Raw genomic sequence first — 13,415 nt, forward strand, 5'->3', positions numbered from 1 at the left:
CCTGTGAATCGCATTTATGAACTTTTGCCTGGAGAATCACCATTGTAATTTTTATACGTAGTTGCTTGGTCGCTTACCGAGGTACAGAGACCTCGGCTCCCTCATCCAATCCACATTAAGTGGATTGGGTTGTCCTCCGGACAACTTCATTCAGTCATGCTCGGTCACCCCCGCCAGCGAGGGACATAAGAGATACTGGGCAAAAAGTGTGACAAATCCAAATTCATCACCATTCATCTTATCATTCAATTCAAATCAATCTTTGATTTTGAAAGAAACATGATTTTTGCTACCGATTTACTCGGTATTCTTTCCAACATTTTTATATCAATTTCATAGCACATCCACCTCCTGTAGATATTAACTGAAAAGTGTACCAGTGTATTAATTGAAAAGTGTACCACTAAGCTAAAAAAAATATTCTTGACTTTTGATTATTAATTTCCATAACAGCCATATTTTTCCCGCTATATTATGGCAGTGAATGTTCAAGTGTCACAGCCTGATTCTTTTGAAATAATGGCGCTAAGAAATCTTCAACATTTTAAATGTGCAACTACTCAGACTTATCCATTTTACCATGAAACTCTTTATTTTTTACAATAGGAAGCTGGTGTTTTCGTAGTTTACAAAATTATATAACTTAAGTTTTGTAGTTATTAAGATTATTTATAAATAATCTATAATTAGGGTTTTGTAGGGTATAAATTTTACGAGATCAATGATTTTTTTGTATCATTGGCAAGCGCTTGCATTTGTTGTCGCTAGGCGTTTTTGATTTTTAATTTTTTAAATTATTACTATGAGTTTAAACAGACGTTCTTTTTTAGAAGCCGTAAGTATGTTGGCTGCTGGTACCATGCTTACCGTTCCTGCGCAAGCCTTTGGTCTCAATCGAAAGCTTAGGGTTGTATTGGTAGGTACAGGGGTTAGAGGAACCAGCTTTTGGGGAAAACGATTGGTCGATCAATATCCCAATGTATTGGAATTTGTAGGTATGGCCGACCTCAATCCAGGTCGTTTGGAGTATGCCAAAAAATATATGAATGTAAATTGTGATGTGTATACCGATTTCGATAAAATGTTGGTTGAGAAAAAACCAGATCTTGTCATTGTCACTACCAAAGATTCCACACACCATGAGTTTATCATCAAAGGTCTCGATTTTGGATGTGATGTATTGACGGAAAAACCAATGTCTACTGATGAAGACAAGTGTCAAGAGATTTTGGACGCTGAACGTCGTTCTAATAAAAAACTTATCGTAGGATTTAATTATAGATGGAGTCCTTATACAACTAAAATAAAGGAAATGTTGGCCAACAATACCATCGGAAAAATCACTTCCGTTGATTTTCATTGGTATTTGAACAACTATCATGGAGCTTCTTATTTTAGACGTTGGCATGGACTCAAACAAGCTGGTGGTACGCTTTGGGTACACAAAGCAACTCACCACTTTGATTTGTTAAACTGGTGGTTGGATTCTGATCCTTATGAGGTGTTTGCCTATGGTGCACTAGAACACTACGGTGAAAATGGACCTTTCAGAGGAGAGAATTGTAGAACCTGCGATCACAAAAAAGAATGTAAGTATTTCTACGATATTACCAAGAGTGAAAGGGATATGAGATTGTATGTGGACAATGAAAAATACGATGGTTATGTTCGCGACAATTGTGTATTCCGTCCAGAAATAAATATTTATGATAAGATGTCGGCGCAGATAAAATATGCCAACGATGTCGTAGTCAATTATTCTTTGACTACTTACTCTCCTTATGAAGGATGGAAAATTGCCTTCAATGGAGAAGGTGGTCGAATAGAAGCTTGGCAGGATGTTCCATATTTTGATAACGAGTCATTAGATCAATCAGATCTTCATGCGGCAGAAATGAATCAGAGCGGTAAAGACGAATTGGAATATTCTCCTGTGATTGTACACAAAAACTTCGAGGATCACAAGGTGATTCAAGTGGGATATGAGCGAGGTGGACACGGAGGTGGAGACAAGAGATTGCACGACAAGATTTTTGTCAATCCCGATTCTCCTGATCCATTAAAGCACACAGCTGGAGTAAGAGACGGTGCCATGTCTATATTGATAGGGATAGCAGCGCGAAGAAGTATTGAATCCGGTGAGCCGATTAAGATTGGTGAGTTGACGGATTTAGTGCCACGTAAGAATAGATTGTAATAGTATACCGAATTGTTTTTCATAAATGGCTTCGCCTATTTTTCATATTTATATGGATTCTAGGCGAGGCTTTTTTATTTATCCTTTTTTAAGGGAAGATTGTCTAATATTTATTTGGGTCGGCAAGATGACTTCTAGATGGTCAAATGATTCTTTTTGGGATTGAGCGGTAATTTCTTTTATGATCATCTCGATGGCCATTTTTCCCATCTCTATACTCGGTTGTTTGATGGATGATATGCCTGGACGCATCAAAGCCGACGACGGTTCTTCACTAAATCCTATAATGCCCAAGTCTTCTGGAACCCGATACCCCTGGTCTATGGCATGAAAGACTGCACTAATGGCCATTAGATTGTTGGCGCAAAATATGGCGTTGGGAGGATTCTTTAAGTGTAATAATGCTTCAGTAGAATCCCTGCCTTCCTCATGTGACATGATTTTGTGGTATCGGATATATTCATCGCAAATGGGAAGATTGTATTCAGTCAATGCTTTTTTATAGCCCTCTAATCTTTCTGCAAAAATATGTAGTTCTGTTGGTCCTGCCAAATGAGCTATTTTTGTATAGCCCTGTTTGATTAAATGTACAGTGCCTTGATAAGCACTCTCGGCGTCTTCGATTAGTATAGTACTTACAGGAAATGCTACTTTGGGGATCCTGTCAAAGAATAATACTGGAGTACCCAATTCCCTGGCTCTTTCAAAATGACTCATATCCTTTGAGTCTACGGCTATCGAAGTAACGATGCCGTCTACGTTTAATGCTAGTAATGTTTCTACTTTTTCTTTTTCTCGAAGATAGGAGTCTGCAGATTGACAGATGATCAGAGAAAATCCCATTTGATTAGCTGTTTCTTCCATACTGTATATGATGGAAGAGAAAAAGGCTCTGTTGATCTGGGGAATCACTACTCCTATAATGTTTGTTCGGTTGGTCATAAGACCTGAGGCCAAAATATTTTTTTTAAACCCCATTTCTTTGGCGATCTTTTGGATGCGTTTTCTAGTAGCCAAACTAATCCTCGTATCGTTATTTAATGCTCTACTTACTGTAGATAGAGCGACGCCAGCGGATTGGGCGATATCTTCCATCCTTAGATTGGATCTCTTCTTCACTCGTTCAGAAATTGTATTTTATTATAAAAATGCTTGAAAATGGTATAACTCAGTAAGCTTTCATTTAATGGTAAGATAGTTAAAATAATTTTTTAATACCAATCACATTCAGTATTTACCTTATATAGTGAGATAAATATTCCGTTTTAAGTACAAGATTAGAGATTGTATTTAATTCGAAGGTAATATCCGAAATTATTGTTGTTGAGTATTATCGGGTGATCAGATTGAAGATAGAGTTGACTTACAAAATCCAAATCCCAGTCCCTAGCTAATTGATAGTTGATTTGGTTGGAAATAAAGAATTGATCAAAATCCAAGGGAGACCAAATCAGGGATGATTGTGCAGAAAGTAGGGGAGTGAAACTGTATTGAAAACCAGTCCAGAGACTATGTCTAAAGGGAAAGAGTTGAATGGGATTAATATTATAGCCTAAAAGTTGACCTTGACCAGCATGATTGACTCCAGATTCTGTGTATAAATATCCCAACTGAGTCAATAATCCATTGTTGAAATAATAGTTAAATTCTGTACTTAGATTTAATAATTTTTCATTCCGTTCTGGCCAGTTAACAAAAGTGTTGGCTTCCCCCTTCCAACCAAGGTTGCCCAAATATCCTGACCATCCTCCTCCAATAGTCCACTGATCTCTATACTTTCCAGTTAACATTTGAAGGTCAAACGAGCCGGCATTCCACCGGTAAAGAATAGCTGCTGTCGTCGATGACCAATCTTCGTTTATTTCTAGGACGGCTTCCAATTTGGATACGGCACCAGTGTATACGGTAGCCTTTATGGCATCTACACCTTGTCTTTCTTCGTAATCGAAATCGGTATAGTCGTAATTGTTAAATAAATCGTTGGGGTTCCACAAACTGGTAAATCCCCAATTTATTCGCTGTCTTCCTATGGTAAACTCTAATTTGTTTAAGGTGATTTCAGTGTACAATCGGTCTATATTGGTATTGATGAGTACATTTTCTTGACTTAACCAGTTGTGGGATAAATCAAAATATAGTTGATTACCTTGTTCTATTGAGGTCTCGAAACTCGGATTGTTTGTTATCGTTTGGCCATAAAACACTCTGGTTCTTACGCTGGAATTGATTCTGAAATGTTTATTATTTGGAAAAAATTGAAAATTTAATCGATTGTGGATTAAGCCATCTACTGCTGTTGTGTATGGAGTAGTCGCAATACTGACGGACTGCATTTGTTTTACATACCCCGTGATCTCTAAAAGAGATTGTTTGGTACTATCGGTTTCCTGAGCCTGCAACAATCCTGCCATGCCAATACTGTATAGTAATAGTGTCAAGATGTATTTCATGGTTTAAGGTAGTTGTTTTAGAGTAGGCTGTTTGATATTTCCGTTGGTATAGGAATCCTTTTCAATATTTCCATCGACGAGATGAATGATCCTTTCGGCTCTGTCCATTACTCTGGGATCGTGAGTTGAAAATATAAATGTGGTTTGTTCTAGTTGATTTAATTCCTGCATAATGTCGAGGAGATTGTTGGCAGATTGAGAATCGAGACTGGCCGTGGGTTCATCGGCAAGAATAAAGGCTGGCTTCGAAGCCAATGCTCGTGCTACGGCGACCCTTTGTTGTTGTCCTCCTGACAACTGATTGGGACGAGAGTGCAATTTGTCGCCAAGACCGACTGCATTTAACAATTCAATGGCTCGTTTGGAGCGCTTTGCTTTACTCGTGCCTTGTAACAACATGATAAATTCGATATTCTCAATAGCCGTCAACACGGGGATTAAATTAAAAGATTGAAATACAAATCCTATGTTGTTTTTTCTAAAATCAATTAAATCGGAATCTGATAAATTGGAAATGTCCTGTCCTCCGATTAATATTTTTCCACGACTGGCGTGATCCAATCCTCCGATTATATTGAGTAGGGTAGATTTGCCCGATCCCGAGGGGCCGACTATTGCCGTGAATTCTCCCTTGTGTATATCAATGGACACATCATCCAAAGCCTGAACCGGTACATGGCTGTGATTATAGGTCTTGTGAATGCCTAAGGCTTGTATGAGGGGCTGGTCAGTTTTCATTTATAATTTATTTATAGCATCTATGGGGTTAATATTAATGACTTTTCGGGCGGGGTATAGGGCGGCAACCAATGCTGTGATAAAGACAGAAACGGCGATGATGCCATAGATGGTCAGCGACAATTGGGGGTATAATACGCTGGTCATCCCAAATTCTTCTAACCCTTTGGCCCATCGATCGAGTTGAAGACCTTTTTGCTGATAGATATATATAGTGGTCGATCCCATCAATATCCCAATGGGTAGACCAACAATTGAAATAAATATAGTCTCTAAGACAATCATCAAAAATAGTTTAGTCTTATTCATCCCTACAGCCATGAGCATTCCCAGTTCATTGTAGCGTTCGAGTACTGCCATCAGCATCGTATTAATAATGCCAAATATGAGAGCCATCATAAATATGACCAACATCACTGTAAGCCCCAAATAGATTTGAATTCCCATTAAATTGATATCTGGAGCAATTTCTTTATAATTTTTAATGGATAATGAGGTAAATCTCTCTGAGAGTTGTTGTTGAAATTCGGAAATAAATTCTACGTCTTTCATAAGGATAGCCATTTCATTGACTTCTGTGTCTTCGAATCCCGTCAATGATCGCAGTCCATCTATAGGAGTGAGAATATTCATTTCTTGGCCATCGCCTTTGGCTACATTGAGTAAACCAATGACCCGAAATTTGGCCGCGACGATATCACCATCCTTGTTTTGAAAATTTCCGATTAATTTGGAGTGAAGTTTTACCTTCATTTTGTCGGCCAGATATTCGCTGATGAGGATGGGGTATTTAATCGACGAGTCGAAGGATTTTCCCTCTGTGATCTTTGACTTGTAAGGGTTGACACTATCCTCAGCTATAGAATCGATGCCGATTATGGTCGCTCCCAAGGTGGATTGTGATGCCAACATCATACTGTTGACTATTATTCTAGGACTATAGGATTGAACTTTATTGGATTGGTTTAGAAAATCTTCCACCGGTATCCCATTGTAGCAATGGGATATTTCATTATCGCGTTCAAATTGAAGACTGTGAACTTGGATATGGGCGGTACGATTCGATATGGCATTCGATATGTAGCCGTCTACCATGCCAGAGGACAGGCCGTTGATGAATATCAAAGCCCATACACCGATGACGATGGCCGCGATCAAAACCAAAGATCGAAGTGGATTTCTCCAAATATTTCTCCATGCGATTTTTATTAACATCATATTATACTATTGTCGCATTCCTTTTACCGGATCCAATTGGGTGATCTTAATATACGGATAAAATGAAATAAAGAGAACCATAATGAAGATTATGATACTCTGTTCAAAAAATATGGTTTGATCTATACTTGCTTTTATAAGAGGCACAATGTTAAATCGCGCATAAGCTTCCGTAATTTTTTCTCCCAATTCTATTGGGAAATTATAGAGGTATATCAGTATGGGAAATGCCAAGAGACTTCCACATATTAAGCCGATAAATCCTATAGAAAGGATTTCAATAAATATCATCCAAAACAATTGATATGATTTCATACCAATGGCTTTGAGGACACAGAATTCAAAATTTCTTTCATGCAACATCATGAGAACCGTTCCCAAAATTCCAAATCCTATAAGGATGTAGAGTATGGCTAGAATAATGCGACTACTGGCTTTATCTAATAGTTGAACTTCGATAAGAGAAGGAATCATTTCTTTGTAAGTGCGCACTTCATACATGGTTGAGTCTAGGGTCTGAGACAATGCATTGGCTACCTGGGGAACGTCATCTATGCTCTTGGTGGACAATACAATGGTGGAGTAAAGATTGTCGGCTGCATAGAAGGATTGAGCATGAGATAGGGGAGTGAGAATAATTTGACTATTGAAATCGGGATTCCCAAAGTCCAATATTCCACATACAATAAACTTCCCAACGGCATTGTTACCGTGGTATCCTTGACTGATTCCCAAAATGGTGTCATTGACATTTAACTGAAAATTACTTGCAATGTTTTTGCCGATGATTACATCGTTGGATTGAGATTGTAAGTATCTTCCTTCGATTAATTGAGCCTCAATTCCACTAAATTCGTTAGCTGCTTGGGGTTCAACCCCTACGATCATTACTCCTTTAGTTCGGTCTTTTGCTGAAATTAAGGCGAAATTTTCAAGACGAGTCATCGATTTGTCCACTTGGGGAATTTGGTCTATTCTCTTGATTAGTTCGATGTTGTTTTCCAGTAGTAAATCTATGGATTGATTTTCACTATATCCCAAAGCGTGGATCTGTATGTAACCAGTATAGTTGTGCAACATACTTTCAATGGTGTGCTGCCATGTCCCCTTTTGAATAGAGGTCATGGTAATAGCAAAAAAAGCGGCAAACATAATACTTGCCGTTGCAATTAAGGTCCTCCTCCTATTTCGCAGTAAGTTTCTACCAGCCATTTTTAGGAGAAGCCCCATATCATAATTGTTTTTTCATGTTTTGAATAGTGAAATAGGCAGCAGGTATTGGTTTGTCGAATTCCCAATGTAAATATTCAATAGTAGTTGAATTATCGGCCTTATTTTCTGGGATGATTTTAAGTACGGATGGAAGTGTTCGATTCCCAAATTTACGAATTTTAGACGCTGTCAAAGTATTGATTAACATCAGATCTTCATCGTAAAATTCGGTTTTTAACTGCATAAAATCCTTTTTACTTATCCAGATGATTAGTTCACCCCAAACTACAGCTGCATTTTCCTTGGGTTTAAGTCGCAGTTTGTAACAGTCGAAATTGTCAAAACTATCCTCGCCAATTATTTCATGTCGGTAATCCAACATAAGGCTAGAATGTTTTACTAAATCGTCATTGGTAAAATCCGAACCCATCCAAGATTGTGACATCATCGATGGGGGAAGTTTGATCGTTCTCTCAATTTTGGGCTGCCAATTCCATATTTCATCATCAAGTTTGAGATAGGAAATTCCACGATCTCTGGTAGGAGCTTCTATATATATTAGCGTTTGTTCCAACCCATCTGCCCAACATTTCAATTCAAGAGTTCTATTCCATTTGGGACGTATAATGGTCATTTTCATAGAGGCAAAACTGGTCCCTGCTCTTAGTTTTTCTTCAGATTTTTGGATGATATCGGTGGCAGAAAGAGATTGAGTACTTCCAGTTATGCAACAAATAAAGGATAATATAACAAATGTTAAGATTCTCACAGGTCTTATAATTTGGAGGGGTAACCAAAAATTTTGTAATTCTAATTTTTTTGAAGATCGTTGAAACCTTCCCTGCTATTGCAGACTAAAGTAAATAATAAGGCTAAATTAGCATTAATTTAAGCAAAAATTGGCTGTGATTTGTCTTATTTTTTAATTTAACGATATATATGTGAAATATATATTTTAATCAATTAAAAGTGTGGCTTTTTTGATATTTAGTGATGCTCTTTGTGAATTGTTTCGAATTAATACTTTGTTGGGGTTTGTATATTGTACTTGATTGACATTTTGTGATATTTTATATTTGCAATCATCTATATTGTTGTTGATAGTTTTGTATAGCGTAAGGTTTTTGTTTGGATTTTATATTTTTATTTGTAAAATTATGGTTGTAATAATGTGCAATATCAATGTTTTAATTTCATTGTGTTTTACATATGTAAATATTTTCCTCGTCCACAGAGGGTAATGATTATATTCTAATCTATTAATGAATTTTTTGAATGAGGAGGAAACTGCTGTACTTGGTCTTAAAAAATATGTGAAGTAGAATGGAGATAATTAATACTGGATAAAAAACCATCATCTAGATATGTCTATATCGTGAGCTGAATATCGACGTAATAGACATTGTATAGGGAGGATTTGGCGATGTTTTGGATGATTTATTACATTGGTATTTATTGTCCTTCTTGTACGTATCAATAAAAAACGATAATATGGTTATAGCCAAACTAAAATTATGACAAAATCATCCTCATTTCAATAGCGTACAAGTGTGGAAGTGTAAAAAATAAATCCAGTGATTCACATAGTTAGAAGTTTTGTCTATATAAATCGGGATAGTTTATTTAACTGTGCCTTTGTTTAAAAATAATAGTATTCTACCTCCCATTTTGGGGAAGTAAGGTTATGTTCTAAAAGGAGGCCGTAGCCGACTGAAAGAACCTAATCTTAATTTTGTTTTCAGATATACTCCGATATCCGATCTGAGTATTTTTCTAGTATACTACGCTGGATTTCTGCCCACCCGCTAGCCTTTTTAGCCCATGACTTTTTGTTGTGCATTAGTGATAAATACAGCTGTTTGGTTAGCGTCGTCTGGAAGGCCTAAGCTGCTTTGTACTTTATTAATTTCCTCATGATTCGATGTAGAGCCTCTACGGGATTGGTGGTATCTATCATCTTTTTCATGCCTGAATTGAAATTTATATGAGACTGTTCAAAAAAGTAGACACACTTATTTGAACAGTCCCGGCGTTGTAATTTAGTTGTGTCAACCCCGTATAAAACACTTTTAAATAAGTGAATTTTTTAAAGGTTGTTTTAATTTTTCTTCTTATGAAGAAAGAATTTAATGTAAATAGTGAGCCCCTTATTTAAGTCCTTATAAATAAGTTCATTGGTTACTTCATTTTTTCTATCACAATAGTTCAGTTCCTATTTTTTCCATTATTTCACTCCAATAAGCTTTCATTTAAGCTCTCTACTCAGCATTTATAAGTCTCTGTTGGTGGATAGCTTTGGTTGTCTTTATCTGATTTCCAATAACTCTATTTTGAACGGTTAACACATTTTACAAATGAGCAGGTTTCCAATTCAAGCGAATATGGGAATTTGCTTTAAAAAGACGGATATGTCCTGAGATACCATTTTCAGATTCGTATTCCTTTTTTATTTCATGTTCATTTTTCAAATTACCCAACCAAATAATTAGTCCATTTATGGGAAACAAGAAGTCCCAACCCTTTTCACACTAAACATGAAAACTCCTCCTAATTCCAAATTGAAATCCTGTGTCTTTGCTTTTTTCGACTTGAATTTCCATTTTCTTATTCTTCAGGTTTAAATGCTATCGCGTCAATTTCAAGTAAAATCTCTGGATTTGTTAGTCCTGCTACATATAAAACCTTAATGACGGGTGGGTTTATGTTTTGTCCTAAAAATTTCTGTAAAACTTGAAATGCACCGTAAGCATTCTGCCTTTGGACAATGTGAATGTTTAATTTCACTAAGTTTTCAAAATTTACTCCACTAGCATTAAGAGCAATTTTTAGGTTTTTCATTACTTGCTCCGTTGCTGTAAAATATCATTTTTCCTACAATTTCTCCATTTTCGTTTATTCCATTTTTGAACACTGATATAAATTGTCTTTCCGTTTTCTTCAGTAGTTATGATTTGAGAAAATGCAGAATTTCTTATTAATCCATTTGGATTCAAATGTTCAATTTTCTTCTCTATTGTTCGTTATTTTTTTCGCTTGTAATGCATCTGCACCAACCCCGTTTCAAATGTTTTTGCTTTCACAAATTCGAGTAGTTGTTCAGGTCTTCCGTCTTTAAATAATCTTGTTCCATTACCTAGTAATACAGGAACGACTGAGATAATAAACTCATCAATCAAGTCATGTTTTAATAGTTCATTAATTACTTCTGCACCACCATCACAATATATGTTTTTCCCGTTTTTAGATTTTAGCTGGGCTACCAAATCTGTCAATTTACCCGTGTGAAAATTGGTTTTGCCAACGCTTGGTCTTTGGGTCCTTGTTATAACATAAACATCTCTTTGTCCGTTGTCGTAATGAGATGAGCCAATTTCTTTAAGCACATAATCATAAGTTCTTCTACCAATAATTAAAGTGTCTATAGCATCTGTAAATGCTGCATAACCATAATCCTCGCCTTCTTTTTCTACGAGTTTTAAGAAACTCAAGTCGTCATTAGGTTTTGCAATATAGCCGTCTAAACTTGTAGCAATGAAAAGTGATATCTTTCGCATCTGTCTTAAATTTTAATGTTTTTACAAAATTAATTTTAAATAGCCGTATACACTTTGTAAAAATGCGACATTTTAAAGCAGCGATGGTGGAAGTCCTGTATTTCGCTTTATTTCATTAAATAGATGTGAATGGTCATAATAACCACACTCTTATGCAATTTCTTGTAAACTGCGTTTTTTACTTGAGTTTTTAATTATGTTCAGAGTATTTTGAAAACGAATAATGTTTGAATATTCTTTTGGTGAAAGCCCTATTTGCGATTTAAACTTTCTTTCTAATTGCCGCACAGTTATATGATTTAGCTTTGAAAGTTCTGAAATGCTCAATTTTCCATTTGAAGCGTGAATAGTGTTGATTATAGAATGTAGCTGAATCGGTTTAATCCTACCAATGCACATTGCTTACTTATACTTAATTTGGGATGCTCCTTGCTTACCATCTTATGCTTTTGTGATAAGGTTTTTATCGCAAGGCTTTTTTTAAAAAATCAACTTCCACTTTTAGTTCCCCTATGGTTCGAAGTAGTCTATCTCGATCTTGGTCATCGGTTTGCTTACTCTCTTGTGACTCAAATACACCTTCTGCATTTGATACAAATTCTCGTTTCCAAGTACTTATTTGCTGAGGTGTTAAATTATACTTTTGCGCTAGTTTCGATGTCGTCATGCGCTCTGATAAGGCGTCTAATACTACCTTAGTCTTGAATTTTGATGTGAATTTCCTTCTTGTCATAATTGTAAAGTTAAGATGTTTTTTTTTATCTTAATCTACTATCTGTTTTTTGGGGATAAGATCAATGATGAGTATTGGGCAAAAAAAAAGGCAATGCCCCGCATTACCTTTTATCCTGTGCTTATTGAGATGCTATATCCCAATACCCGATACAAATATACAATTGATATGTTAAGTACGGGTTGTGCTACGATTAACTAATGGTTAATCAGCATTGTTTTCAGTTTCTAACTTTTCTTTCTCCGCTTGTACTTTCTTCAATTTTTCCGCTTGAAGTTTTTTCTTATCTTCTTCTTCCATACCTTTCTGCAACTCATCCTCTAAAGAAGCACGTGCAGTGTTAAACTCTCTAATGCCTTTTCCAATTCCCTTCATTAACTCAGGTATTTTTCTACCTCCGAATAATAATAATATAGCAAAAAATATCAATATCATTTCTGGTCCGCCGGGCAAGCTAAATAAATTTACATTACTCATCATTTTTTATATCTGTTTATATTTTACAAAAGTATTGCTATTTAATGGCAAGTTATAGAAATAGTTCAATATTTCAATGAATTAAATAATTTTATAACTACCGCCACTGTCTATTGAGGGTTTAAATCTTCGTTGGAAAGTTGACATTGTTTTGACTATGACTATAAATCAGAAGTGGAAATCGCTAGCTGAGCTAGGACGTCTTTGTTGCCAAACACCTTCTGTCCTTTTTTTACCATGATATTGGCATCTAGGGGGAGAAACACATCTACACGTGAGCCAAACCGTATAAAGCCAATTTCTTCGCCAGACTCAACTTGTTGTTCTGGTTGGATATAGGCTATTATGCGTCGGGCTACCGCCCCTGCGATCTGCCTTACTAAAATCCGTTGTCCACTTTGATGATCAATTACAATGGTTGTTCTCTCATTATCCGTCGATGATTTGGGATGCCATGCAACGAGGAATTTTCCCTTGTGGTATTTAAAATAAGAGATAATACCTGAAATAGGAGATCGATTGACGTGGACATTTAAGGGAGACATAAAGATAGATATCTGCCACATTTCTTTGTTGAGTACCTCTGATTCAAAGGTTTTTTCTATTACAACGACTTCGCCATCTGCAGGACAATTGACTTGTGCTTTGTTTGGATCGGGAATGGGTCTGTCAGGGTTTCTAAAAAAATTTAAGCAAAACCCCATCCATAATCCACTAGTGATTAAAGCCAATATCAGATAGATATTGGTGAATAGAAAAGTGGCTATGGCCAATGCGATAAAGAGAATGACAGCATATACCGTCGTATTTTTACCGGCTTTATGTATAGATAGCAT

Annotated in this window: 12 protein-coding genes and 1 pseudogene; 1 reads left to right on the forward strand and 12 read right to left on the reverse strand. The window is 36.3% G+C overall.

Features of this window, described 5'->3' with window-relative positions:
• Nucleotides 1-802: 802 nt before the first annotated feature.
• On the forward strand, nucleotides 803-2,197 hold the full coding sequence (locus LVD51_RS12085) for a Gfo/Idh/MocA family protein (RefSeq protein WP_236971639.1): 1,395 nt from the start codon (nucleotides 803-805) through the stop codon (nucleotides 2,195-2,197).
• Nucleotides 2,198-2,275: 78 nt separating this feature from the next.
• On the opposite strand, the gene LVD51_RS12090 is transcribed toward LVD51_RS12085, so the two are convergent.
• The 12 genes and pseudogenes from LVD51_RS12090 to LVD51_RS12140 all read right to left on the reverse strand — a co-directional run bounded on the left by LVD51_RS12090 (nucleotide 2,276) and on the right by LVD51_RS12140 (nucleotide 13,415).
• Nucleotides 2,276-3,316: a LacI family DNA-binding transcriptional regulator gene (locus LVD51_RS12090; RefSeq protein ID WP_236971640.1), complete on the reverse strand. Its 1,041-nt coding sequence runs from the start codon at nucleotides 3,314-3,316 to the stop codon at nucleotides 2,276-2,278.
• Between the two features lie 158 nt (nucleotides 3,317-3,474).
• Nucleotides 3,475-4,647: a hypothetical protein gene (locus LVD51_RS12095; RefSeq protein WP_236971641.1), complete on the reverse strand. Its 1,173-nt coding sequence runs from the start codon at nucleotides 4,645-4,647 to the stop codon at nucleotides 3,475-3,477.
• A 3-nt stretch (nucleotides 4,648-4,650) separates the two neighbouring features.
• A complete protein-coding gene (locus tag LVD51_RS12100) occupies nucleotides 4,651-5,385 on the reverse strand; it encodes an ABC transporter ATP-binding protein (RefSeq protein WP_236971642.1) in 735 nt (244 codons plus the stop codon).
• A complete protein-coding gene (locus LVD51_RS12105) occupies nucleotides 5,386-6,603 on the reverse strand; it encodes an ABC transporter permease (RefSeq protein ID WP_236971643.1) in 1,218 nt (405 codons plus the stop codon). It lies immediately after the preceding gene.
• Nucleotides 6,604-6,609: 6 nt separating this feature from the next.
• Nucleotides 6,610-7,833 (reverse strand): ABC transporter permease, encoded by a 1,224-nt coding sequence (locus LVD51_RS12110; protein ID WP_236971644.1) that lies wholly within the window; start codon nucleotides 7,831-7,833, stop codon nucleotides 6,610-6,612.
• Between the two features lies 1 nt (nucleotide 7,834).
• Complete coding sequence (locus LVD51_RS12115; protein ID WP_236971645.1) at nucleotides 7,835-8,584, reverse strand: outer membrane lipoprotein-sorting protein; 750 nt, start codon at nucleotides 8,582-8,584, stop codon at nucleotides 7,835-7,837.
• Between the two features lie 969 nt (nucleotides 8,585-9,553).
• A pseudogene (locus tag LVD51_RS20290) lies at nucleotides 9,554-9,799 on the reverse strand (IS256 family transposase); the annotation flags it as partial.
• Nucleotides 9,800-10,419: 620 nt separating this feature from the next.
• Entirely contained in the window at nucleotides 10,420-10,653 is a 234-nt protein-coding gene (locus LVD51_RS12120; RefSeq protein WP_236971646.1) for a RidA family protein, read from the reverse strand.
• Between the two features lie 182 nt (nucleotides 10,654-10,835).
• Nucleotides 10,836-11,369 (reverse strand): dihydrofolate reductase family protein, encoded by a 534-nt coding sequence (locus tag LVD51_RS12125; RefSeq protein WP_236971647.1) that lies wholly within the window; start codon nucleotides 11,367-11,369, stop codon nucleotides 10,836-10,838.
• 463 nt (nucleotides 11,370-11,832) lie between these two features.
• A complete protein-coding gene (locus tag LVD51_RS12130) occupies nucleotides 11,833-12,102 on the reverse strand; it encodes a transposase (protein ID WP_236971648.1) in 270 nt (89 codons plus the stop codon).
• 204 nt (nucleotides 12,103-12,306) lie between these two features.
• Nucleotides 12,307-12,582, reverse strand: coding sequence for a Sec-independent protein translocase subunit TatA/TatB (locus LVD51_RS12135; protein WP_236971649.1), 276 nt, complete (start codon nucleotides 12,580-12,582; stop codon nucleotides 12,307-12,309).
• A 158-nt stretch (nucleotides 12,583-12,740) separates the two neighbouring features.
• On the reverse strand, nucleotides 12,741-13,415 hold the full coding sequence (locus LVD51_RS12140; protein WP_236971650.1) for a phosphatidylserine decarboxylase family protein: 675 nt from the start codon (nucleotides 13,413-13,415) through the stop codon (nucleotides 12,741-12,743).

The sequence above is a fragment of the Membranihabitans marinus genome, from assembly GCF_021729155.1.
Classification (GTDB): domain Bacteria; phylum Bacteroidota; class Bacteroidia; order Chitinophagales; family Saprospiraceae; genus Membranihabitans; species Membranihabitans marinus.